The sequence below is a fragment of the Pseudomonas sp. 008 genome (genome assembly GCF_016861935.1).
In the GTDB taxonomy this organism is placed as follows: Bacteria; Pseudomonadota; Gammaproteobacteria; order Pseudomonadales; family Pseudomonadaceae; genus Aquipseudomonas.
On the sequence record NZ_BOMA01000005.1, the window covers coordinates 22,078 to 45,520 of the forward strand.

24 protein-coding genes, 4 tRNA genes and 1 pseudogene are annotated in these 23,443 nt (G+C 59.6%); 8 read left to right on the forward strand and 21 right to left on the reverse strand.

Going from position 1 to position 23,443, the window contains the following annotated elements:
• Positions 1–10: 10 nt before the first annotated feature.
• The 3 genes from JUI81_RS11550 to JUI81_RS11560 form a co-directional block, all read right to left on the reverse strand.
• Positions 11–727, reverse strand: coding sequence for an alpha/beta hydrolase (locus JUI81_RS11550; RefSeq protein WP_019582140.1), 717 nt, complete (start codon positions 725–727; stop codon positions 11–13).
• 129 nt (positions 728–856) lie between these two features.
• A complete protein-coding gene (locus tag JUI81_RS11555; RefSeq protein ID WP_019582139.1) occupies positions 857–1,969 on the reverse strand; it encodes a succinylglutamate desuccinylase/aspartoacylase family protein in 1,113 nt (370 codons plus the stop codon).
• Between the two features lie 121 nt (positions 1,970–2,090).
• A complete protein-coding gene (locus JUI81_RS11560; protein ID WP_018928073.1) occupies positions 2,091–2,870 on the reverse strand; it encodes an ABC transporter substrate-binding protein in 780 nt (259 codons plus the stop codon).
• Positions 2,871–3,191: 321 nt separating this feature from the next.
• Between JUI81_RS11560 and JUI81_RS11565 the strand changes: the two are divergent.
• Positions 3,192–3,821, forward strand: a pseudogene (locus JUI81_RS11565) (type 1 glutamine amidotransferase); the annotation flags it as partial.
• Between the two features lie 152 nt (positions 3,822–3,973).
• Here JUI81_RS11565 and JUI81_RS11570 read toward each other — a convergent pair.
• The gene (locus JUI81_RS11570) at positions 3,974–4,408 is read right to left on the reverse strand and encodes a rhodanese-like domain-containing protein (protein WP_019582137.1); all 435 of its coding nucleotides are present in this window, start codon (positions 4,406–4,408) and stop codon (positions 3,974–3,976) included.
• 101 nt (positions 4,409–4,509) lie between these two features.
• Here JUI81_RS11570 and ftrA point away from each other — a divergent pair, with 101 nt between their 5' ends.
• The 5 genes from ftrA (at position 4,510) to JUI81_RS11595 (ending at position 8,845) form a co-directional block, all read left to right on the forward strand.
• Positions 4,510–5,481: a transcriptional regulator FtrA gene (ftrA, locus tag JUI81_RS11575; RefSeq protein WP_096480680.1), complete on the forward strand. Its 972-nt coding sequence runs from the start codon at positions 4,510–4,512 to the stop codon at positions 5,479–5,481.
• Between the two features lie 228 nt (positions 5,482–5,709).
• Positions 5,710–5,898, forward strand: coding sequence for a DUF1843 domain-containing protein (locus JUI81_RS11580; RefSeq protein WP_018928077.1), 189 nt, complete (start codon positions 5,710–5,712; stop codon positions 5,896–5,898).
• Between the two features lie 41 nt (positions 5,899–5,939).
• The gene (locus JUI81_RS11585; protein WP_018928078.1) at positions 5,940–6,575 is read left to right on the forward strand and encodes a DUF1842 domain-containing protein; all 636 of its coding nucleotides are present in this window, start codon (positions 5,940–5,942) and stop codon (positions 6,573–6,575) included.
• Between the two features lie 54 nt (positions 6,576–6,629).
• Complete coding sequence (locus JUI81_RS11590; protein WP_018928079.1) at positions 6,630–7,211, forward strand: DUF1842 domain-containing protein; 582 nt, start codon at positions 6,630–6,632, stop codon at positions 7,209–7,211.
• Positions 7,212–7,381: 170 nt separating this feature from the next.
• Complete coding sequence (locus tag JUI81_RS11595) at positions 7,382–8,845, forward strand: GDL motif peptide-associated radical SAM/SPASM maturase (RefSeq protein WP_028940397.1); 1,464 nt, start codon at positions 7,382–7,384, stop codon at positions 8,843–8,845.
• A 96-nt stretch (positions 8,846–8,941) separates the two neighbouring features.
• On the opposite strand, the gene JUI81_RS11600 is transcribed toward JUI81_RS11595, so the two are convergent.
• Positions 8,942–9,307, reverse strand: coding sequence for an SPOR domain-containing protein (locus JUI81_RS11600; RefSeq protein ID WP_007938113.1), 366 nt, complete (start codon positions 9,305–9,307; stop codon positions 8,942–8,944).
• A gap of 250 nt (positions 9,308–9,557) precedes the next feature.
• Here JUI81_RS11600 and csrA point away from each other — a divergent pair, with 250 nt between their 5' ends.
• Entirely contained in the window at positions 9,558–9,752 is a 195-nt protein-coding gene (gene csrA / locus JUI81_RS11605; RefSeq protein WP_007938114.1) for a carbon storage regulator CsrA, read from the forward strand.
• 193 nt (positions 9,753–9,945) lie between these two features.
• On the opposite strand, the gene JUI81_RS11610 is transcribed toward csrA, so the two are convergent.
• The 4 genes from JUI81_RS11610 to JUI81_RS11625 form a co-directional block, all read right to left on the reverse strand.
• Complete coding sequence (locus tag JUI81_RS11610) at positions 9,946–10,401, reverse strand: DUF2214 family protein (RefSeq protein ID WP_019582132.1); 456 nt, start codon at positions 10,399–10,401, stop codon at positions 9,946–9,948.
• A 171-nt stretch (positions 10,402–10,572) separates the two neighbouring features.
• Positions 10,573–11,181, reverse strand: a complete 609-nt coding sequence (locus JUI81_RS31795) for a hypothetical protein (RefSeq protein WP_230172722.1) — start codon at positions 11,179–11,181, stop codon at positions 10,573–10,575.
• Positions 11,182–11,359: 178 nt separating this feature from the next.
• Entirely contained in the window at positions 11,360–11,827 is a 468-nt protein-coding gene (locus JUI81_RS11620) for an anti-virulence regulator CigR family protein (RefSeq protein ID WP_007935023.1), read from the reverse strand.
• Between the two features lie 202 nt (positions 11,828–12,029).
• A tRNA-Val gene (locus JUI81_RS11625) sits at positions 12,030–12,106 on the reverse strand.
• A gap of 183 nt (positions 12,107–12,289) precedes the next feature.
• Between JUI81_RS11625 and JUI81_RS11630 the strand changes: the two genes are divergently transcribed.
• Positions 12,290–13,573 carry an FAD-binding oxidoreductase gene (locus JUI81_RS11630; protein ID WP_204124282.1) on the forward strand — a complete coding sequence of 428 codons (1,284 nt, stop codon included), beginning with the start codon at positions 12,290–12,292 and terminating at the stop codon, positions 13,571–13,573.
• 264 nt (positions 13,574–13,837) lie between these two features.
• Here JUI81_RS11630 and JUI81_RS11635 read toward each other — a convergent pair.
• The 12 genes from JUI81_RS11635 to truA all read right to left on the reverse strand — a co-directional run bounded on the left by JUI81_RS11635 (position 13,838) and on the right by truA (position 23,357).
• Positions 13,838–13,914 (reverse strand) — tRNA-Asp (locus JUI81_RS11635).
• Positions 13,915–14,019: 105 nt separating this feature from the next.
• A tRNA-Asp gene (locus tag JUI81_RS11640) sits at positions 14,020–14,096 on the reverse strand.
• 54 nt (positions 14,097–14,150) lie between these two features.
• A tRNA-Val gene (locus tag JUI81_RS11645) sits at positions 14,151–14,226 on the reverse strand.
• 269 nt (positions 14,227–14,495) lie between these two features.
• On the reverse strand, positions 14,496–15,272 hold the full coding sequence (locus JUI81_RS11650; RefSeq protein ID WP_008007225.1) for an SDR family oxidoreductase: 777 nt from the start codon (positions 15,270–15,272) through the stop codon (positions 14,496–14,498).
• Positions 15,269–16,480, reverse strand: a complete 1,212-nt coding sequence (locus JUI81_RS11655; RefSeq protein ID WP_018928087.1) for an O-succinylhomoserine sulfhydrylase — start codon at positions 16,478–16,480, stop codon at positions 15,269–15,271. Before JUI81_RS11655 ends, JUI81_RS11650 begins: the two co-directional genes overlap by 4 nt.
• 67 nt (positions 16,481–16,547) lie before the next feature.
• A complete protein-coding gene (gene purF / locus JUI81_RS11660) occupies positions 16,548–18,053 on the reverse strand; it encodes an amidophosphoribosyltransferase (RefSeq protein WP_018928088.1) in 1,506 nt (501 codons plus the stop codon).
• A gap of 41 nt (positions 18,054–18,094) precedes the next feature.
• Positions 18,095–18,655 (reverse strand): CvpA family protein, encoded by a 561-nt coding sequence (locus JUI81_RS11665; RefSeq protein WP_018928089.1) that lies wholly within the window; start codon positions 18,653–18,655, stop codon positions 18,095–18,097.
• 98 nt (positions 18,656–18,753) lie between these two features.
• Positions 18,754–19,416 carry an SPOR domain-containing protein gene (locus JUI81_RS11670; RefSeq protein ID WP_096480683.1) on the reverse strand — a complete coding sequence of 221 codons (663 nt, stop codon included), beginning with the start codon at positions 19,414–19,416 and terminating at the stop codon, positions 18,754–18,756.
• Positions 19,400–20,707 carry a bifunctional tetrahydrofolate synthase/dihydrofolate synthase gene (gene folC / locus JUI81_RS11675; RefSeq protein WP_204124283.1) on the reverse strand — a complete coding sequence of 436 codons (1,308 nt, stop codon included), beginning with the start codon at positions 20,705–20,707 and terminating at the stop codon, positions 19,400–19,402. Before folC ends, JUI81_RS11670 begins: the two co-directional genes overlap by 17 nt.
• On the reverse strand, positions 20,704–21,624 hold the full coding sequence (gene accD / locus JUI81_RS11680) for an acetyl-CoA carboxylase, carboxyltransferase subunit beta (RefSeq protein ID WP_007935172.1): 921 nt from the start codon (positions 21,622–21,624) through the stop codon (positions 20,704–20,706). The genes folC and accD overlap by 4 nt, the downstream gene beginning before the upstream one ends.
• Positions 21,625–21,836: 212 nt before the next feature.
• Complete coding sequence (locus JUI81_RS11685) at positions 21,837–22,469, reverse strand: phosphoribosylanthranilate isomerase (protein ID WP_018928092.1); 633 nt, start codon at positions 22,467–22,469, stop codon at positions 21,837–21,839.
• Between the two features lie 63 nt (positions 22,470–22,532).
• Positions 22,533–23,357 carry a tRNA pseudouridine(38-40) synthase TruA gene (gene truA / locus JUI81_RS11690; RefSeq protein ID WP_018928093.1) on the reverse strand — a complete coding sequence of 275 codons (825 nt, stop codon included), beginning with the start codon at positions 23,355–23,357 and terminating at the stop codon, positions 22,533–22,535.
• Positions 23,358–23,443: the final 86 nt, after the last annotated feature.

Below are 23,443 nucleotides of genomic sequence, written 5' to 3' on the forward strand. Positions count from 1 at the left end.
CCCGACCGGCTCAGGGATTGAGGCGCTGCAACCAGGCGCTCAAATCCTGCATCTCGGTGGCGCTGATGCTGTGGCCGACACCTTCGTAGGCATGAAACTCGGGCTTGAGTGACAGGCGTTGCAACAGGCTGTCGGCCTCGGTGCCGTCGGTGTAGGGCAGGCGTTTGTCGGCGGTGCCATGACCGATGAAAATCGCCAGCGACTGGCGTTTTTCATCCGGTTTGAGTTCGGACTTGAGCACCGGCAGGATGCGCCCGCTCAACGCCGCAATGCCGCCCACCGCCTCGGGATGACGCAACGCGACTTCATAGGACATGATCGCGCCCTGGCTGAAACCCACCAGGAAAACCTTGTCCGTTTCAGTGTGATATTTCTTTGCCGCTTGTGCGACGAAATCCAGCAGCACCTGGCTGCTGGTCTTCAGGTCGTCCGTCTCGCCGTTATAGGCACCCTCGCCCTTTTTGCGAAACCACTGGTAACTGCCCTCTTCCAACGTCATCGGCGCCCGCACCGACAGGTAGGTGTACTGCGGCGGCAATTCATCCTTGATGCCGAACAGGTCCTGCTCGTTGCTGCCATAACCGTGCAGGAAAATCACCAAGGGCTGGTTACGGGATTCAACGTTGGCCTGCTCCAGGTACTTGAGCGGCAGATCGGTGCGTAGCGGGATTTCAGCGTGGACGGCGGTGGACGCCAGGAGCGTGAGCAGAGCGAGAAACTTCAACATAAACCTTCCTTCACAGCGCGCAGGATTCGGGACAGAGCCTAACATCTCTTCCCGCCGATGCACCGTTTCCCTCTGATGCACCGCGCCCCCGCAGAAGGCAGCGCCTACATATTGAATCGCGTCGGGACGTCAGTCGTTGACCAGTTTCCCGACCCGGATCGGCTCACGTCCGGCGACTTTCGCCTGCCAGGTGCCAGGCTGTGTGTAGCGCCCGCGATCGATGGCAAACAGCACGCCGCTGGTTCCGGCGCAAACGGTGGTGGCCCGGTCGCTCAACGGATCGACTACTTCAAACAACGCATCGCCCCGCTCCACCCATTCACCTGAATTGCGCAGGAAACTGACCACCCCGTGATGCGGTGCAAACAGGTACTCGGTGCCTTCGAACGGCAGGCCCTCACAGCATTCGCTTGGCGCTGCCGGCCAGGTGCCGGTGATGAAACCCTGTTCGGCGAGGAACCCCAGGATCGCCTCGCAATTGGCCTGGGCCTGATCGACCCGGGTATCGCCCATGCTGCCCAGCTCCAGCGTGGTCGCCAGGTTGGCCGGCGGGATCGCAGCCTCAGGAAAGGCCCGCGCCAGGCGCAACCACGGCGTAGAGCACGACTCATCGAAAGAGCTGCCGCCGGAATCCTCACACAACAACGCCACCCCGGCCTTCAGGCGAGCCGCCAGGGAGCGCCATTGCGGCCAATGCTGCGGCAAGGCATACAGGTGAATCGCCGCGTCGAAATCGCAATGCAAGTCGAGGGTGATGTCGGCCTCGCAGGCGTGGCGCAGCAGCAAGCGGTGCATGGCTTCCAATTGCGAAAGCGGTGCCGGCAATCCATCGAGCACCTGCCCCATGGTCTGGCGAATCAGTACGATGTTGGCCTGGGCGTCACCCCCCAATTGATCGCCGATCAACTCAGCCACCGGTGCGCTGAGTTCAACGAACGAGCGGTTGAAGTTCTTGCCGCTGCCCAATTCGAAGCGGCCCAAATGGCTGCCTTGCAGGTGCTGATCGAGGCCGATGGGATTGGCCACCGGCACCAGTTCGATGATGCCCTGAAGTTGCCCCTGGGCTTCGAGCTCGGCCAGACGCTTCTTCAGTTCCCAGGCGGTGCGCATGCCCGGCAGTTCGTCCGCGTGCAGGCTGGCCTGGATGTAAACCTTGCGAGTACCCGCGCCATAACGAAACACGCTGAGCGTGCGTTCAGTCCCCAGATGGCTCCAGGGCAGTGAATGATCGATGCGTTGCATGGGGACTCCTGAATATCTGTGCGATGAGGCCATTCTTGTGGGAGCGAGCCTGCTCGCACCCACAAAGTCCAGCGTGAAAAAATGGCCACCGCATCCACGGTGGCCACTTCTCTACGGCGTATTAATGGCCGTAAACATCGAAGTTGAAGTACTTGTCCTGCACTTGCTTGTACTTGCCGTTGGCGCGAATTTCAGTGATGGCAGTGTTGAATTTGTCTGCCAGCTCTTTATCGCCCTTGCGCACGGCGATACCGGCACCACCGCCGAAGTACTTGGCGTCTTCGTAGGTCGGGCCGACAAACGCGAAGCCTTTACCGGCATCGGTTTTCAGGAAACCGTCGTCCAGGTTGACCGAGTCGGCCAGCATCGCGTCAAGGCGACCGGCAACCATGTCCAGGTTGGCTTCCTGTTGGGAACCATAACGCACCAGGTCGATGCCGGCCGGCACCAGCACTTCGGTGGCGAAGCGGTCGTGGGTACTGGCGCGCAGTACACCCACTTTCTTGCCCTTGAGCTCGGTCAGTGGATCCTTGACGTTGGTGCCTTCCTTCATCACGAAGCGCGCCGGGGTGTGGTAGTACTTGATGGTGAAATCGACGTTCTTCTTGCGGTCGTCGGTGATGGTCATGGACGACAGGATCGCGTCGATTTTCTTGACCTTCAGGGCCGGGATCAGGCCATCGAACTCTTGCTCGACCCAAGTGCACTTCACTTTCATCTGTTCACACAGCGCGTCACCGATGTCCACGTCGAAACCGGTGAGTTTGCCGTCGGGGGTTTTCATCGAGAATGGCGGGTAACCGGCTTCGATCCCGAGGCGAATCGGTTTGGCGTCTTCGGCCACGGCGGTCAGGGACAACATCGACAGTGCCAGGGCACCGAACATCACTCGCTTCTTCATTTATAACTCCTGTGTGCGGAGGCTTTTATTGGCAGCTTTCGATTGGCAACTTTCGGCCAGTGAAGACCGAAGTGGCCGGCAGTCTAGAGCGGCTACAGGAGGGCAAATTGTGTTTAGGCGACAAATACTTATAAAAAAGAAGCCGAGGGATTCGAGGCACTTGAAGTGTGCTCCGAGGTGGTGCAAGGACTGTAGGACAATCCTTTGCTTCAGACAAAACCTACACGTTTTCGGGTACTGATCCGATCGAAGCGTCGCACTGGCGATGAACCATTTTTTGCCTCACATTGACCCACCAACCGCCCCCACAAGAGAAACGTGATGCCCGCGCTGAATCTGATCCAGCACCATCCTGCCGAAGGCCCCGGCGCCATTGCCGAATGGGCCCGGTCCCGAGGCATTACCCTGAACGTGTTTCGCGCCGACCTCGGTCAGTTGCCGCCGGTGAGCGCGGCACCGCTGATTCTATTGGGTGGGCCTTATGAATCAGGTGCCGGGCCGGCATGGCTGAAAACAGAGCGTCAGTGGTTGGCGGGCAGCCTGGATCAGGGCGCGGCGGTGTTCGCGATTTGCCTGGGGGCGCAGTTGCTGGCGCTGAGCCTGGGCGGCAATGTGCGGCGGATGGCTCACACCGAAACCGGCTGGACTACCGTGACCTTTACCGATGGCCAGACGCTGAAGGTGCTGGAGTGGCATGAAGACGCGATCGATCTGCCCCCCGCTGCGCAGTTGCTGGCCAGCAGCGAGGTTTGTGAGCAGCAGATGTATCACGTTGGCCCGACGCGGGTGGGGCTGCAGTTCCACCCGGAATGGAATGCTGAATCGGTGGCGATCCTCAATGAGCACTTTGGCGAGGAATCACCGCTGCCCCGGGAGCCGCAAGGCAGCGTCGCTTATGCAGCGGTGTTTGACTGGTTGCGGGTGACGCTGGATGGATGGTGGACAGTATCCTGTGGCGAGGGGGCTTGTCGGAACGCCGCACCGCCCCGTTGGGTCGCGAAGCGGCCCCAAACCAGTCACCGCGATCCCCAAGGATTTACGACTGCTTCGCAGCCGAACGGGGGCAAGCCCCCTAGCCACATTTGATCACCTGTATCTGAACGTCAGCATTCACAACCAATGACTGTCTTGGCGGTGCGAGCAACCACGACACTTAACTGAAACCCTTCATCCAGCCACCCGGTCACCCCGCCGATCATCTCCTTGACCGGGTAACCCAGTGCCGCCAATTTCACCGCAGCCTTGTTGGCGCCGTTGCAGTGAGGGCCGGCGCAATAGACCACAAACAGCGTGGACTTCGGATAGGCCACCAGGCTATCAGCTGTGATCAACCGACCCGGGATGTTGATCGCGCCTGGCACATGTCCGCGTTCGAACGCCAACGGTCCGCGCACGTCCACCAGAACAAAATCCACCTCGCCGGCCTCTTGGCTGCTGTAGACGTCGGAACAATCGGTTTCGAAGGTCAGACGATTGCTGAAGTGCATCAGGGCGATGGCGGACGGGGCTGCGGGAATCTCGCGAACCAGGCTAGGCATGAGCTGTACTCCAAAGTCTCAGTGGGTGTGAGAAAACTTTATCTGCTCCGGCCTTGCCGCTACAGTGGCGCACAAGACACTCACCGGGAATTTTCCGCCAAATGCAGCCCACCCCAGGTTTAGTCGCGATTCTGGCCTACGACGGCCTCTGTACCTTCGAATTCGGCATTGCCGTGGAGATCTTCGGCCTGGCGCGGCCAGAGTTCGATTTCCCTTGGTACGAGCATCGCATCGTCGCCGTCGATCAAGGGCCGATGCGCGCCATGGGCGGCATTCAGGTGCTGGCCGACGGCGGGATGGAACTGCTTGAGCGCGCCCGAACCATCATCATCCCCGGCTGGCGCGACCGTAACGCGCCGGTGCCCGAACCCTTGCTCGCCGCCCTGCGCCAGGCCCATGCCCGGGGCGCGCGGTTGCTGTCGATCTGTTCCGGGGTATTCGTACTGGCGGCCACCGGTTTGCTGGACGGTCACGGCGCCACCACCCATTGGCGCTACACCGCTGAACTGGCCGAGCGCTTCCCGAACATTCTGGTGGATCCGGACGTGCTGTATGTCGATTCGGGTCAGTTGATCACTTCGGCCGGCAGCGCCGCCGGCATCGATGCCTGCCTGCATCTGGTCGCGCGGGATTTCGGCACGCAGGTGGCCAACTCGGTGGCCCGGCGGTTGGTGATGTCGCCGCAACGCACCGGCGGCCAGGCGCAGTTCATTCCGTCACCGGTCAGCCCGACGCCGCGCAGCGATCTGTCGCGGGTCATGCAGTGGGCGCGGGAACGTCTGCATGAACCGCTGGAGGTCCGCGACCTCGCCAGCGAGGCGGCCATGAGTGAGCGCACGTTCCTGCGGCGGTTCACCGAAGCCAGCGGTATGCCGCCCAAAGCGTGGCTGCAGCATGAACGCCTGGCCCGGGCCCGCGAGCTGCTGGAGAGTACGAATCAAAACACCGACCAGATTGCCCAGCACTGCGGTTATCGCTCGGTGGAGAGTTTCCGGGTGGCATTTCGTAGCGTGGTCGGCGTGCCGCCTTCGGTGTATCGGGAACGGTTCGGGCGCAAGGTCAGTGCTGTTTGAATCCATCACTCATTATCAATGGCGATAACAACAATAATGAATGATGAGAAAGCGCGTTAATCTATCGCCATTCTTAATATCAAACACTTCATACCCAAACGCGTCGCTATTAATAAAATAATATTAAACATTACTCCGGTGCAGTCCATTGCATATTTATCGGCGCCTGCTTAACTGCAAAAACTGCTGATGACAGCAGTGCCCGCAAACACCACGGAAGGAATCGTTATGAGCACTTCAACTCGCCATAGCATGCCCCCCTATGGGGTGGCCATCCAAGGCGCGATCAAGGCAGGCGACCTGCCGCAAATGAAGACGCTGTTGAAACAACGCGATGCATCCACACCAGAAAATAAAGAGCTAAAAACTGCTTACGAGCAGTTGGTTAAGGAAATCGCACGCCTGGAAAAGCACTAATAGCTATTTCCGCGCCCCTTATTGCAATGGAGGCAATAATTATGTCTGGTTCCAATCAACAACCTGTCGGCTTGTTCCCACTCTGCTACCGAATTGGTACTTCGGCCGCGGGCGCACAAAACCTGGCACTCAATCTTCTGGTTTTTACCCCAGATCAAACGGTAAGCGGCACTGCCGAAATTACTCAAGCCACTAACCCTCCACTGGATGTGCACTCCGATGTCTGGGGCGAATACACCTACCTGACGGTCATGAGCCCTGGCGTCAGCAAGATCCTGATCACCGCTCAAGGCAATAACGGCGGCCCAGGCTCGAACTCAATCGTGAATTTCAAGTTGCATCTGGTGGTCGGTAGCGACTGGAGAGAAGGTGTCGCCAATTACGAGTACTTCAATGGTGAACGGTGGGTCCAGGTCACTGCCCCCGCTCATCTTGTCGAGGCGGTACCCTCCAACGCTTATAAATCAGTGCCTTTGGAGCCCGGCCCGGTCATTCCAGCCTATCCACCGATCATGCCGCTGTACGCCGCACCGATTCAAAGTGCCATTGCCAGCGGTGACCTGGCCCAGATGAAAAACCTGGCCCGCCTGGCCCAACAACAACTGGATCAGCAACCCCAACTGCAGAGCGCGCTTGAAACGGCCAAGGGCGAAATCAGCCGGCAGGAACGCCGCTGACCCGCTCACGAAACATGCCCGAGTTGTCCTGAATACAAATAAGGGAGTAGCACAATGTCAATCGGACTATTTCATACCCGCCTGAATGTCAGTAGTCACCTATTGGGCGCACCGGTTTTAACCCTGGACCTGCTGGTAGATACCGTAAAGAAAAAAGTCAGCGGGGTTGCCAGCATTTTCCAAAGCACCTATCCGCCTCTCAACTTCCGTGCCCGTGTATGGGGTGAGTACTCCGAGGCCAAACTGGTGCCGACAGCCGAAAACCACATCATCCTCACCTTGGCGGGCAGCCCCAGCGGCCCTCTCAGCCAGATCGCCCAGACTTTCGGCTTGAAAGGCATTTTAGGCGCCGATTGGGCGAGCGGTTATGTCGACTACAAGTACCAGGACCAGGGTATCTGGCATTACGTGAAACACGCAGCTGTCAGCCAGGCCCCAGTGATTGAGCGCCCAGAGCATCCGCACCATGCGGTGCCGCTCTATGCCGTCGCGGTACAGCAAGCGCAAACCAGCGGTGACCTGGCGCAACTGAAGTCCGTGGTGAGCCAGGGTGAACAGCAATTGGCCAACAGCGGTGCCCTGCGCAGCGCTCTGGAGCAGCTGAACGCTGAAATCGCCCGCCTGGAGGCCCGATAACCCCAGGCAGTTAAGCGCAAACCCATGTAGGAGCGGGCTGGCTCGCTCCCACATGGTCCGCGCTATTGACCAACAACAAAAGGTAAATCCGGTCGCGCCATTGACTCAAGGAAGGCGCGAACACTTCGATGGATTCGTGCCGCGCACGCGTTGGTGCGCAAGGATTTCCCATGTCAGACAGTCGCCCTGCCCGCTACCTCAGTGAAACCGACCTCAAACGCTACGTGCCGGTGCATGTGGTCTGGGAAATCACTCTGGCCTGCGATCTCAAATGCCTGCATTGCGGCTCACGCGCCGGCCATCGACGCCCCGATGAACTGAACACCCGGGAGTGCCTCGATGTCATCGATTCCCTGGCGGCACTCGGCACCCGCGAAATCACCCTGATCGGCGGTGAAGCCTATTTGCGCAAGGACTGGACCCAACTGATCCAGGCTATCCACGATCACGGCATGTATTGCGCGATACAAACCGGTGGGCGCAACCTGACGCCCGCGAAAATGCAGGCAGCGGTGGACGCCGGACTCAATGGCGTCGGTGTGTCACTGGATGGACTGGCCCCACTGCATGACGCAGTGCGCAATGTTCCGGGCTCGTTCGACAAGGCGGTGGACACCCTGCGACGCGCCAAACAGTCCGGGCTTGCGGTGAGCGTCAACACACAAATCGGCGCGGCCACGTTGCCCGACCTGCCCGAGCTGATGGACCTGATCATCGACCTCGGCGCCACTCACTGGCAGATCCAGCTGACGGTCGCCATGGGCAATGCCGTCGACCACCCGGAGCTGCTGTTGCAACCCTACCAACTGCTGGAAGTGATGCCGCTGCTGGCGCGCCTCTACCGTGAAGGGGTTGATCGCGGCCTGCTGATGAACGTGGGCAACAATATCGGTTACTACGGCCCTTACGAGCACATGTGGCGTGGCTTCGGCGACGAACGCGTGCACTGGAGTGGCTGCGCCGCCGGCCAGACCGTGCTGGCGCTGGAAGCCGACGGCACGGTAAAGGGTTGCCCGTCATTGGCCACGGTGGGGTTTTCGGGCGGCAACGTACGCAACATGAGCCTGCACGATATCTGGCACTACAGCGAAGGCATGCACTTTGGTCGCCTGCGGGGGGTCGACGACCTGTGGGGCTACTGCCGAGGCTGTTACTACAACGACGTCTGCCGTGGCGGCTGCACCTGGACCTCGCACTCCCTGCTCGGCAAACCCGGCAATAATCCCTACTGCCATTACCGCGCGCTGGACCTGCAAAAACGCGGGCTACGCGAGCGCATCGTCAAACTCGAGGACGCGGCAAAAACCTCCTTCGCCGTCGGACGTTTTGATCTGATTACCGAACGCATCGATACCGGCGAGAAGGTCAACAGCGTCAGCGACAGCGGCCAGGTGATCAAACTGGCCTGGGCGAACCAGGGCCAGAAATCGCCTGACGAAGGACGTATTCCACCGCAACTGGCGCTGTGTCGTGGCTGCTTGCAGTACATCCATGCACACGAAGTGACGTGCCCCCACTGCGACGCTGATGTCGCCGCCGCGGAAGCCGTGCACCAGACAGACCGTGCCCGGCAACAAGCGATCATCAACACTCTGACCGGCCTGCTGGGATTGCCGCAAAATAACTTGATGTAACGTTTATGCCGACGCATCACCAGGGAAGCGACCTCGCAGATCGCTTCCCCCGACACATCACCCGGCATGCGGGTCTGCGCGTTGCGAAAAGGACGGTTACTGAGCCGTCGGGTGTTCGACGATCAGCGATTCGATGTTCATCTTTTTCGCCCGGGTCAGCGCCGCCGTTATTTCAGCTTGCCTGGCCTGCGCCTCGGCTTGCGAACCGAACGGCCCGACCAGAATACGAACCTTTCCATTTTCCTTCACGACGTTGGGAACGAAGCTGTGCTCAATCAACCAACCGCTCAGGTCACTGACCGCCTGGGGTGTCTCGCCACGCACTTCGACGTCCCACTGCGGGCCCGTTACCGCAGCGGGGACGGAGGCGACTGCCGGTTGCGGCTTTTGAGCGTCAACCCCTTTATCCTCACCGCATCCGGCCAGCGTCAGTACCGCGATTACCAAGACCATTTTGCGCACAACGCTTTCCTCCGAATGCTTAAAGCGGCGATTTTAACATCCATGGATCCATCCGGAGTGCCGCAAAATGGGCTCAAAACAACGAGAATGATGGTGGCGGCCTCTGTATAGTTACACCTTGGGAATTAATGCAGCATCTGCGCGTCAGAAAGAGGCACCCAAACCGTGAAACTTCGCACTAATCTATATCTAATACCGACCTCTGCACTGTCCGAATCAGGTGCCCTACAAAGCAATCAAGGAGAAAACCATGCTGATACTCACCCGCAAAGTCGGTGAAAGCATAAACATCGGTGATGACATTACGATCACCATTCTGGGCGTTAGCGGCCAGCAAGTCAGGATTGGCATCAACGCCCCGAAAGACGTTGCGGTGCATCGCGAAGAAATTTATCAACGCATCCAGGCTGGCCTGACCGCCCCGGACAAGCCGCAAACGCCCTGAATCCTGCTGCAGTCAGTAGCCAGCCCATTCTGCCTCGAGTAACGGCTGGCTAAGATTCAAGTGCCGCATCGTTCTGCGCTCCGTCTCTCTTTGCGATGCTATCGCAACACGGAGCCGATACTACTGCCCTGGCTCCTGCCATGACTGTCAGACGTTTCGCATTTGCCGCGAGAAAGAGCGCTCTCCTGCCCGGTTAGCCAAACGTCACACCACGCGCCATGCCCGTAGCCGCCACGACCATCAGCACCAGCAACAGCGCCTCGATATGGCTGATACGGGCAAACAGCGTTGCGCGCCCGGTATCGATTGCCGCGCCGCGCCCCAGCGCAATCCGCCATTTGATCAGCGTCACCATCGGTGCAATCTCAAGCAACAGGATGAACACGAAGAGCGTCATCTTGAGATGAAACAGGGGTTGGTGAAGATAGTAATCAGTGCCTTTTTCATACCCGCCAAAGGCTCGCAGCCCACCCGTGATCAGCAGAGTGACTGCAGAGATCCCCCACAGATTATCTGCAATCAAAACACGGCGAGCGTCCCCTGCCCCGGCACTCAGACGACGCAACGCCGTACCGCGGGTCAGTACAGCCCAAAAACCCAGACCAAAGGCCAAGAGGTGAACCGCCGCCAGAAACCAGTGAGCCAGCATCGACATACTCCCATCAGGACAAAGTTGAATCAGCCTTACAGTAGTAGTCCATCGTGTGGGATTTGCTCACGCATGTAGCTGGGCTGATCTCCCGCACCTCGCCACCGGGCAAATTGCAGGCGAAAAAAAACCGGGTTCCTGATGGATACCCGGTTTTTGAGAGTCTTGGACTTAATCCAGTCGTTTCGAGATCGAAGTGCGAGCGCTGCTCAACCCTTTGGTGTTGTGATCGCCAGGAGTAGTTGCCGAAATGGCAGAGGCCTTGGCAACTCCTCGTGTGTCCCTGGAATGCGCAATGCCCGAAGTGACTGCGCCATGGCCGCGATCACTGTTACGTTCGCTACCATAGTGGTTGCCTTTGAGGCCATGGTCCCGGACGGCTTTGCCAGCGTGATCACTGCTCAAGCCGGCACCACGGCCGACATGGGCGCTACTCAAGCCTGCACCACGGCCGACATGGTCGCTGCTCAAGCCTGCGCCGCGGCCGACGTGGTCGCTACTCAGACCTGCGCCACGGCCGATATGGTCGCTACTCAAGCCGGCACCACGGCCATTGCTGCTGTCGCCGCCGGAATGGCCAGAACCGCCGATACCACCATGACCACCGCCGTTACCGCCGCCATTGCCACCACCGTTACCACCGCCGCCACCACCGCCATTGCCACCATCCTTCGCGTAGGCGGAGCTCATGATGGACAGTTCAGCGGGCAATAACGGGGCGGCTGCAAGCATCATCACGCAGGACATGACGGCAACAAAACTCTTGTTTTTTAATAGCATGGTGAGGTTCCGTGGAGGTTGATATTGCACGGAATAATTGACCGTCTCCCCCCCATACAGTTCAAAGGCCGGCGACCAGCGGGCAGGCAATGTGCAGCGATCGAACCGGCACACTGCTTCCCGTGATGTTGCTGGTCGTTATGCTGCAAGGGCGCAATTGAAATTTATCGCCCTCACATCAATCGAACGCACCATTGAGCACCTCGTAGATGATCCCGGTAGCGATAGCCACCAAAATCAAGTCAGTGCCAGCCTGCTGCCACTCATAGCCATCGTAGTGGGGAAGCTGGCCGAGCAGACGGCCATCGAGTTTTTTGGCGATCCCCGGCGGCAGAGGTTTACCGCGCGCAAGGTTTTTCTGAATACCGGGTGGCAAGGCGGGACCGGGGCTCCAGTAGTCGCGATAACCACCCACGATGCCAAGGACGCTACCGTGGTTGATGCTCGGGCCGTGACTCCAATCGTCCCCCCCTGAACCTTTCCCTTTGTTTCCATGGCCGGAGTTGCCATGGTCCTGGTTGTATTGTGGATTTCCCTTGCCTCCTCCCTGGCCTTTCCCGTTTCCCGGGTCGGCCAATGCAGTCACTGAACCAGACACCAAGGCAAGACACGTCATAGCAGCGATCAACGAGCGAGATCTAAACATATCCGTTCTCTCCGAAAGGGGATGTCCCCTGAAGAATGTAGACGGCTATGGCGGTATTAGTTCAGCAACAGTGTTTACTGGAAGTAAGGCGCCGAGTTGGCGTTTTTGAGGATTTTGCAAAAGCCAGGTAAATCGCAGACAACAAAAAAGGGCCCACCTTTCGGTGAGCCCTTCTAGACCGCCCAGCAGAGCGGATTTTGTTTGGTAGGCGCGATTGGACTCGAACCAACGACCCCCACCATGTCAAGGTGGTGCTCTAACCAACTGAGCTACGTGCCTGCTGTGAGGCGGCATTCTACGGAATTCCGGAGGGGTGTCAACACCTTTTTTTCACCTAACCCTATGAATATGCAAAATATTTAATTTCGCTGTGGCAAAGAAGATTTTCCGGTGGCTAGCGGTCGATTTTTAACTCGGGTAGGATCAATGCACTCGTAAAATATATTAAACAGAGGCTGCAGGATGGCGAACACTCCCTACCCAGAGTCCTATTACGCTGCGTCGGCCAATGCGGCACCAGCGCGCCCGGCCTTGCAGGATGATGCAGAGACTGATGTCTGTGTAATCGGCGCCGGTTACACCGGCCTGTCCTCTGCCCTGTTTCTGCTGGAAAACGGTTTCAAGGTAACGGTGCTGGAAGCCGCCAAGGTCGGTTTCGGTGCGTCGGGACGCAACGGTGGCCAGATCGTTAACAGCTACAGCCGTGATATCGATGTGATCGAGCGCAGCGTCGGCCCCAAGCAAGCTCAGTTGCTGGGGCAGATGGCGTTCGAAGGAGGGCGGATCATTCGTGAGCGAGTGGCCAAATATAATATCCAGTGCGACTTGAAGGATGGCGGTGTGTTCGCCGCCATTACCGACAAGCAAATGGGCCATCTGGAGTCTCAGAAGCGCCTGTGGGATCGTTTCGGTCACACGCAGCTTGAGCTGTTGGATCAGCGTCGCATCCGCGAGGTAGTGGCTTGCGATCAATATGTCGGCGGCATGCTCGACATGAGCGGCGGGCATATTCATCCACTCAATCTTGCCTTGGGCGAAGCAGCAGCCGTGGAGTCGTTGGGCGGCACTATTTACGAGCAATCGCCGGCAGTGCGCATCGAGCGCAGTGCCAACCCGGTGGTGCATACGCCTCAGGGCAAGGTCAGGGCCAAATTCATCATAGTCGCCGGCAACGCGTACATCGGCAATCTGGTGCCGGAGCTGGCGGCCAAGTCGATGCCCTGCGGGACTCAAGTGATCACCACCGAACCCTTGGGCGATGAATTGGCCAAGCGCCTGCTGCCTCAGGACTACTGCGTCGAAGACTGTAACTACCTGCTCGACTACTACCGCCTGAGCGCCGACAAACGCCTGATATTTGGTGGCGGCGTGGTGTATGGCGCGCGGGATCCGGCGAACATCGAGGCGATCATTCGACCGAAGATGCTCAAGGCCTTCCCGCAACTCAAGGACGTGAAGATCGATTACGCCTGGACCGGCAATTTCCTGCTGACCCTGTCGCGTCTTCCTCAGGTCGGGCGACTGGGCGACAACATCTACTACTCCCAGGGTTGCAGTGGCCACGGCGTGACGTATACGCACCTGGCGGGCAAGGTATTGGCCGAAGCATTGCGTGGTCAGGCTGAACGCTTCGACGCCTTCGCCGACCTCCCCCACTACCCGTTCCCCGGCGGGCAATTGCTGCGCACACCGTTCGCAGCGTTGGGCGCCTGGTATTACGGATTGCGGGACAAGCTCGGGGTCTGATCGACCGACTCAGGAGCGGCGACTTCTTGTAGCGAAGTCGCCGTCGAAGCCCAACAGATGTCAGTGGCGCGCAAAGTGACTCGGCCGTTGTAGCGCCGAGGCTGGATGCAGAAGGATCAGAGCGCAAAGGCGCGAAAGAAGAAAAAGCCAAATCGCAGACACAAAAAACCCCGGTCTTTCGACCAGGGTCTTTGCTATCGACTCGAAGATTGCCAACGGCCTTCTTCGTAGCTCCAAGGCGTTCAGTGGGCCTTGAGGCAGATATGGCGCAGCGGACGGGACTCGAACCCGCGACCCCCGGCGTGACAGGCCGGTATTCTAACCGACTGAACTACCGCTGCGTATCGCTTTGAGCTGACGCTCAAGTAACTCGTCTGATTGAAACTTCGAGACTTTTCGATCTCGCTTTTCAATCTCGAACCAGGGCAAACCTGATTCGGAAAATATGGCGCAGCGGACGGGACTCGAACCCGCGACCCCCGGCGTGACAGGCCGGTATTCTAACCGACTGAACTACCGCTGCGCGTCGGTGGAGGCTTTTCAGCTTCCCTCTTGCTTACACAAGAGTCTCAAGAGTTGGTGGGTGATGACGGGATCGAACCGCCGACATTCTGCTTGTAAGGCAGACGCTCTCCCAGCTGAGCTAATCACCCTTTGCATCTCTGAGGCCGCGAAATTTACGCAGGTGCCGAAGCTAAGTCAATACCCCGCTTGAAGTTTTTCTAAAAAAGACAAAATCGTGTCATTCCGGACGAGGTCGACAACCGTCAGACCGCTTTCGCGAGCAGGTTCGCCCCCACAGTGGACCGCGCTTCTTCAGACAACAGGTTTTCTAATGTGGGAGCGACCCGACTCTAGGCGGCGAGCCGACGATGATGGCGACACATTCAACATCAATGCCGGGGGCAGCGCCCCTGCCCTGTTACTCGCTGTAAATCATCTTCTTGGTCATGCCACCATCGACCACAAACTCCTGGCCCGTGACGAAACCAGCGTTCTTCGACAGCAACCAGGCCACCATTGCCGCCACGTCTTCGACGGTCCCTACCCTGCCCGCCGGATGCTGCGCATGATCAGCGTCAGTCAGCGGTTCGGCGCGCCGTGCCGCTGGATCCCGCGCATCGATCCAGCCGGGACTGACCGCATTGACACGAATCTCTGGCCCCAAACTGATGGCCAAGGCGTGAGTCAGGGCCAACAGGCCGCCCTTGCTCGCCGCATAAGCCTCTGTGTCGGGTTCCGACTGCGCGGCGCGGGTCGAGGCCAGGTTGACGATGGCGCCGCTGTGAGCGCGCAGGTACGGCGCACAGTGCTTGGCCAACAGCATTGGCCCACTGAGGTTCACCGCCAGCACCCGATTCCAGTAGGCCAGGTCGAGGCTTTCCAGGGTGATGTTGTGCGGATCGGCCACCGCCGCATTGCACACCAGCGCATCCAGACGCCCGAACTGCCCCAGCACCTCGGCCACACCCAGCGCCACCTGCGCTTCATTCGCGACGTCCATGGCGATGAACCAGGCGTTTTCGCCGAGCACCTTCGCCACTTTCGAACCACGCTCGCGATCCAGATCGGTCAGCACCACCTGCCAGCCTTCGCTGATCAGCCAGGCCGCAATGCCCAGGCCAATGCCGCGCGCGGCACCGGTGACCAGCGCGACGCGGCCATGGGTACCCGTGGTCGGCGTCGACAACTCGATCACAAGGCAGCCAACCCGCGCGCCAGATCGGCTTGCAGGTCGGCCACGTCTTCCAGACCGACCGCGATGCGGATCAGGCTGTCACGGATCCCCGCAGCTTCACGCTCTTGCGGCGCCAGACGGCCATGAGAGGTGGTGCTCGGGTGCGTGATGGTGGTTTTGCTGTCGCCCAGGTTGGCGGTGATGGAGATCAGGCGAGTCGCATCGATAAAGCGCCAGGCGCCCTCTTTGCCGCCTTTGACCTCGAAACTCACGACCGCACCGAAACCCTTCTGCTGACGCTGGGCCAGTTCGTGCTGCGGATGGCTCTTGAGGCCGGCGTAATGGACTTTCTCGATGCCGTCCTGCTGCTCCAGCCACTCAGCCAGTTGCTGGGCATTAGCGCAATGCGCCTTCATGCGCAGGCTCAGCGTTTCCAGGCCCTTGAGGAAAATCCAGGCATTGAACGGACTCAGGGTCGGCCCGGCAGTGCGCAGGAAACCGACGACTTCTTTCATCTGCTCGCTGCGACCCGCCACGACACCGCCCATGCAACGACCCTGGCCGTCGATGAACTTGGTCGCCGAGTGCACGACAATGTCCGCGCCCAGCTTCAGTGGCTGCTGCAGTGCAGGCGTGCAGAAGCAGTTGTCGACCACCAGCATCGCGCCCTTGGCGTGAGCGATTTCCGACAGCGCGGTGATATCCACCAGCTCGGCCAGCGGGTTGGACGGCGATTCTACAAAGAGCAGTTTGGTGTTGGCCTTGATCGCCGCATCCCAGCCGGACAAGTCCGCCAGCGCTACGTAATCGACTTCGATGCCAAAGCGCTTGAAGTATTTCTCGAACAGACTGATGGTCGAGCCGAACACGCTTCGCGACACCAGCACGTGATCGCCGGCACTGCACAGGCTCATTACCACCGCCATGATCGCGGCCATGCCAGTCGCCGTAGCCACGGCTTGCTCGGCGCTTTCCAGCGCGGCAATGCGCTCTTCGAACGCGCGCACGGTCGGGTTGGTGTAGCGCGAGTAAACGTTACCCGGCACTTCACCGGCAAAGCGTGCAGCCGCGTCGGCGGCGGTACGGAATACGTAGCTGGAAGTGAAGAACATCGGATCACCGTGTTCGCCTTCCGGCGTGCGGTGCTGACCGGCGCGTACGGCCAGGGTATCGAACGCTACGCCTTCGAGGTCGCTGTCCAGCCGACCGGCATCCCAATCCTGACTCATGCTGTCACTCCTTGCCTTGCTCTTTATTTAGTAGATACAAAACCGGCCCCTCAGGGCCGGTAGTTACTCAGTTGTTGTACAGATCAATGATCGCACTGACTGCCTGGGTCTTGACCTTGGAGGCATCGTTACGTGCCTGCTCGATCTTGTTCAGGTAAGCCTCGTCGACGTCGCCGGTGACGTAATGGCCGTCGAACACCGCGCAATCGAACTTGTCGATCTTGATCTTGCCGCCACCGACCGCTTCGATCAAGTCAGGCAGGTCTTGATAGATCAACCAGTCAGCACCGATCAGGTCGGCCACGTCCTGAGTCGAACGGTTGTGGGCGATCAGCTCGTGAGCGCTCGGCATGTCGATGCCGTAGACGTTCGGGTAACGCACGGCCGGGGCCGCCGAGCAGAAATAGACGTTTTTGGCGCCGGCTTCGCGAGCCATCTGGATGATCTGCTTGCAGGTGGTGCCGCGAACGATGGAGTCGTCCACCAGCATCACGTTCTTGCCGCGGAACTCCAGTTCGATGGCGTTGAGCTTCTGGCGTACGGATTTTTTCCGCGCAGCCTGACCCGGCATGATGAAGGTCCGACCGATGTAGCGGTTTTTCACGAAGCCTTCGCGGAACTTGACGCCCAAGTGGTTCGCCAGCTCCAGGGCCGCGGTGCGGCTGGTGTCCGGAATCGGGATGACCACGTCGATGTCGTGGTCCGGACGCTCGCGCAGGATCTTCTCGGCGAGCTTCTCGCCCATGCGCAGACGGGCCTTGTAAACCGAAACGCCGTCGATGATCGAGTCCGGACGTGCCAGGTAGACGTGTTCGAAGATGCACGGGGTCAGCGACGGGTTGGTCGCGCACTGACGGGTGTGCAGCTTGCCGTCTTCAGTAATGTAGACCGCTTCGCCGGGCGCCAGGTCGCGAATCAGGGTGAAACCGAGCACGTCCAGCGAAACGCTTTCGGAGGCGATCATGTACTCGACGCCTTCATCGGTGTGACGCTGACCGAAAACGATTGGGCGGATGCCGTGCGGATCGCGGAAACCGACGATGCCGTAACCGGTCACCATCGCCACGACCGCGTAACCACCGACGCAACGGTTGTGCACGTCGGTGACGGCCGCGAACACGTCTTCTTCAGTCGGCTGCAACTTGCCACGCTGGGCCAGCTCGTGTGCGAACACGTTGAGCAGCACTTCCGAATCGGAGTTGGTGTTGACGTGGCGCAGGTCAGATTCGTAAATCTCCTTGGCCAATTGTTCAACGTTGGTCAGGTTACCGTTGTGCGCCAGGGTGATGCCGTACGGCGAGTTGACGTAAAACGGTTGAGCTTCGGCCGAGGTCGAGCTGCCCGCGGTCGGATAACGCACATGGCCAATGCCCATGTGGCCGACCAGGCGCTGCATGTGACGCTGATGGAACACGTCACGCACCAGGCCATTGTCCTTGCGCAGGAATAACCGGCCATCGTGGCTGGTCACGATACCGGCAGCGTCCTGGCCGCGGTGCTGGAGGACGGTTAGCGCGTCATACAGCGCCTGATTGACGTTCGACTTACCGACGATACCGACGATGCCACACATGCGACGCAACCCCTACTTAATGGATCTGAACTGAACACAACTCACTGAGGCGTTTTGGCCGTCGGCAAGAGGTGCTCCTTGAACGGAATATCAGCGGGTACGCTGATTCCGCTGGCAAGCCACTGACTGCTCCACCCGAGGATCAGGTTTTTGGACCAGTCTGCGACCAATAGAAATTTTGGCACGAGCTGTGACTCTTTCCACCACTCGTCCTGCTGTACCGGCCCCAGGCTCAACAGCCCGACCGCCACGACCACCAGCAACACGCCACGCGCCCCGCCGAAAGCCATGCCGAGGAATCGATCGGTCCCGGATAGCCCGGTGACGCGAACCAACTCGCCGATAAGATAATTGATCATTGCGCCTACGATTAAAGTGGCGACAAACATGATGGCACAGCCCGTGATCACACGAGCCGACGGCGTAGCAATATATCCGCCCAGGTACTCGGACAATGAACCACCGAACATCCAGGCAACGACTCCTGCGATGATCCAGGTCAGCAGCGAGAGTGCTTCCTTGACGAAGCCGCGGCTCAGACTGATCAAAGCGGAGATGGCGATGATTGCAACGATCGCCCAGTCAACCCAGGTAAATGGCACAGTGCAGCCTACAGACAGATGAGGCGGCGCATTTTAGCAGAGCCCATGGCTGTCGGTAAGCTGAGATTGTCAGTGCTTTTCAAATCGGGGCGATAGATTTAGCCGCGCTCAGGCTGGAAACGCACCACAAAACCCTTGAGGTTCTGCTGGCGACTCAACAAATCACGCAGACGATCGGCTTCCGCACGCTCGATCAGCGGCCCGACGAACACCCGATTTTTGCCATCGGAGGAACGGATATAGGCGTTATAGCCCTGGCTGCGCAGGGTTTTCTGCAGACTTTCAGCGCTCTCACGGCTCGCAAGGCTAGCCAGTTGCACCGACCAACTGACCGACAGGCCATTGGCATCGACGCGACTTGGAGTAGCGACCGGCTTGGTCGGTGCAACCGCGATTGGCTGGGCAGGTGCCGGCACAGGCTTGGCAACTGGCGCTGCTGGCGGCGCGACTGGTTTGGCAGCCGGCGGTGCTGGCGCTACGGGAGCCGTTGGCGCAATCGGTGCCGACGGCACTTGCTGCTCGGCAATTTCGTCGTCGCTTGGCACAGGCTCTTGCGGCAATGCCTGCGGTTCAGGCACCGCGACCGGCTCGATCTGCACCTGCGGTATCGAGGGGGCATGCGGTGCGGCAGGCGCGTCGACCCTTACCTGGCGCTGTTCGTCCTGACGGGAAAACAGCATCGGCAAGAAAATCACCGCCAGCGCCACCAGCACCAGGGCACCGACCATGCGCTGCTTGTACGCCTTATCCAGCAAAGCCATTTGCCGCTTCCTCCGTGGAGTGCCGGGCCAGCCACTCAAGGGCCTCGGCGACACAATAAAATGATCCGAACAACAGAATCTCGTCGTCGTTCGTTGCCTGCGCGCACTGCCCTTCCAGGGCTGCGGCCACGCTGTCATAGGACGTAACCGAGGCGCCAAGGTTCTGCAACGCTGCGTGCAACTGAGCTACCGGCCGTGCCCGCGGCGAATCCAGCGGCGCGACGGCCCAATGCTGGACACTAGCATTCAATTCGCCGACAACACCATCCAGGTCCTTGTCCGCCAACAACCCGAACACCGCCAGACGCTTGCCGGCCGGCGGTCGACTGGCCAGACGCCGAGCCAGATACTCTGCCGCGTGAGGATTGTGCCCCACGTCCAGCAGCAGATTCAGACGTTTGCCCTGCCAGTCAAACTGCCGACGATCAAGACGACCGACGATCCGCGTCGCTTTCAACGCTTCAATAATCTGCGCATCCACCCAAGGCAAACCGAGCAGAAGGTAAGCCTGCAACGCCAGTGCGGCGTTTTCCATCGGAAGATCGAGCAATGGCAGATCGTGCAATTCGACCGCACGCCCTTGGGCATCAATACCGCGCCATTGCCAGTTGTGATCGGTGATACCGAGGTCGAAATCGCGCCCACGCAGGAAAAACGGGCAATTGAGCTCGCGCGCCTTATCCAGCAGAGGTTGAGGAGGATTCAGATCGCCGCACAGTGCAGGCGCGCCCTGGCGGAAGATTCCGGCCTTTTCGAAGGCCACGGATTCGCGGGTATCACCCAGGTAATCCGCATGGTCGACACCAATGCTGGTGACCAGTGCGATATCGGCATCCACCACGTTGACCGTGTCCAGGCGCCCGCCCAGGCCAACTTCCAGCACCACTGCATCGAGACCGGCCTGTTGAAACAGCCAGAACGCCGCCAGGGTGCCCATTTCGAAGTAAGTCAGGGATGTTTCGCCGCGACCGGCCTCGACCGCGGCAAAGGCTTCGCACAGCTGCGCGTCAGTGGCTTCGACACCATTGACCTGCACCCGCTCGTTGTAACGCAGCAGGTGCGGAGAATTGTAGACACCCACGTTCAGGCCCTGCGACCGCAGCAATGAAGCCACGAATGCGCAGGTAGACCCTTTGCCGTTGGTGCCGGTGACCGTGATCACCCGAGGCGCCGGCTTGCCCAGCCCCATGCGGGACGCTACCTGTTGCGAACGCTCCAACCCCATGTCGATGGCCGAAGGATGCAACTGTTCAAGGTAGGCGAGCCACTCGCCAAGGGTGCGCTCGATCATAGGTTCGCAGGTACCGGTGGGACTACGATCGGCTCGACTGGTGCGGCGACGAATTTAGGTGTCGGCTTGCCGGTCAGTTGTGCCAGCAGGTTGCCCAGACGCGGACGCAGTTCCTGACGAGGGATGATCATGTCGATCGCGCCGTGCTCCAGCAGGAACTCGCTGCGCTGGAAGCCTTCCGGCAGTTTTTCGCGAACGGTTTGTTCGATCACGCGCGGGCCGGCGAAACCGATCAGGGCTTTCGGTTCACCGACGATCACGTCGCCGAGCATCGCCAGACTGGCGGAAACACCACCGTAGACCGGGTCGGTCAGCACCGAGATGAACGGAATGCCTTCTTCGCGCAGACGTGCCAGCACCGCGGAGGTCTTGGCCATTTGCATCAGGGAGATCAGCGCCTCCTGCATCCGTGCACCGCCGGAAGCGGAGAAGCAGATCATCGGGCAACGGTTTTCCAGGGCGTAGTTGGCGGCGCGCACAAAGCGCTCACCGACGATGGCACCCATCGAACCACCCATGAAGGAGAATTCGAAAGCCGACACCACGACCGGCATGCCCAGCAAGGTGCCGCTCATGGAGATCAGTGCGTCTTTTTCGCCGGTCTGCTTTTGCGCAGCGGTCAGGCGATCCTTGTACTTCTTGCCGTCACGGAATTTCAGACGGTCAACCGGCTCCAGGTCCGCGCCCAGTTCGGCACGACCTTCAGCGTCGAGGAAGATGTCGATGCGCGCGCGTGCGCCGATACGCATGTGGTGGTTGCACTTGGGGCAAACGTCCAGGGTCTTTTCCAGCTCCGGACGATACAGCACCGCCTCGCAAGACGGGCATTTGTGCCACAGACCTTCAGGCACCGAGCTCTTCTTGACCTCGGAACGCATGATCGAAGGGATCAGTTTGTCTACTAACCAGTTGCTCATGCTTTCTTTCTCCAGTACCGGCGGCCCGAACGCTCTGGTTCGCAGCCCCGCGTATGCCCTTGAGCTAAATTCATATGTGTAGCGATGATCGATGGATTGCCGGGTCAGCGAGATGCTGACCTGCGTACAACCCAAAAACTCTCAGCCATGCCTGCTTTGTGCAGGTGCACCTCTTTTGTACAGAGCAGTGGACGGCGGCAGTCTGCCAGCCGTCACATCAACGACGTGCTACCGCGTACCGCTTTGATGAACGCCTGAATCTTTGCGTGATCCTTGATGCCCTTGCTCGCCTCTACCCCTCCGCTGACATCCACCGCGTAAGGCCGAACCCGGGCGATCGCCTCGGCGACGTTATCTGGCGTCAAGCCACCCGCCAGGATGATCGGCTTGCTCAAGCCTTGCGGTATCAGTGACCAGTCGAAGGCTTCACCGGTTCCACCGGGAACACCTTCGACATAAGCGTCGAGTAAAATACCGCTGGCACTTGGGTATGCGTCACAAGCCGCCGCGATGTCATCACCGGCCTTGACCCGCAATGCCTTGATGTACGGCCGGTGCCAGCCTTCGCAATCAGCGGCGGTTTCGTCGCCATGGAACTGCAACAGGTCCAGTGGCACGGCGTCGAGGATTTCCCCCAACTCGCAACGACTGGCGTTGACGAACAAACCCACGGTGGTCACGAACGGCGGCAAGGCCTTGATGATCGCCCTCGCCTGCTGGAACGTCACGGCCCGCGGGCTTTTGGCGTAGAACACAAATCCGATGGCATCGGCCCCGGCCTCGACCGCCGCCAACGCATCTTCTATGCGGGTAATCCCACAAATTTTGCTGCGAACGGCCGACATGTCGATAGAACCTCAGGGCAATTGCGGGAAAGTCCCGGATGGTATCAAAAGCGTTCGAAGGCGTCAGCCGTCAAGTTCCGAGAAGCCGGTGAGGAAGTGCGGGCCGATGTAACGCTCTGGCAATTCGAACTCGTCGCGATACTCGACTTGCACCAGATACAGGCCAAACGGATGGGCCGTCACCCCACCGGAACGGCGAATGCGACTCTCCAGCACCTCTTTCATCCACTCCACGGGACGCTCGCCAGCACCGATAGTCATCAAAACGCCTGCGATGTTGCGCACCATGTGGTGCAGGAACGCGCTGGCACGGATATCCAGCACGATCATTTTGCCATGGCGGGTAACGCGCAGGTGATGCAGCTCCTTGATCGGCGACTTGGCCTGGCACTGGCCGGCACGGAAAGCACTGAAGTCGTGGGTGCCGACCAGATACTGAGCGGCCTCGGACATGCGCTCGACGTCCAGCGGGCGGTGGTTCCAGGTGATTTCCTCGTTCAGGTGCGCCGGGCGGATCTGATCGTTGTAGATCACGTAGCGATAGCGCCGGGCGATGGCTTTGAACCGCGCATGGAAATGCGCCGGCATGACCTTGGCCCAGCTGACGCTGATGTCGTGCGGCAAGTTGATGTTGGCACCCATGACCCAGGCCTTCATCGAGCGCTCTACCTGGGTGTCGAAATGCACCACTTGGCCGCAAGCATGCACACCGGCGTCGGTGCGCCCGGCGCAATGCAGCGACACGGGTGAGTCGGCGACTTTGGACAAGGCCTTTTCAAGAAGCTCCTGCACCGTGTCCACACCGGAGGCCTGACGTTGCCAGCCGCGATAACGCGAACCTTTGTATTCAACGCCCAACGCGATCCGGAAAAAGCCGTCGGCCGCCATTTCGGCGGCCGGATTATCTATATTTGCCAAGGGGTGACAGCCTGCTGATTTACGCAAAGGCAGGCATTATAAGGCCGCCGGACCGG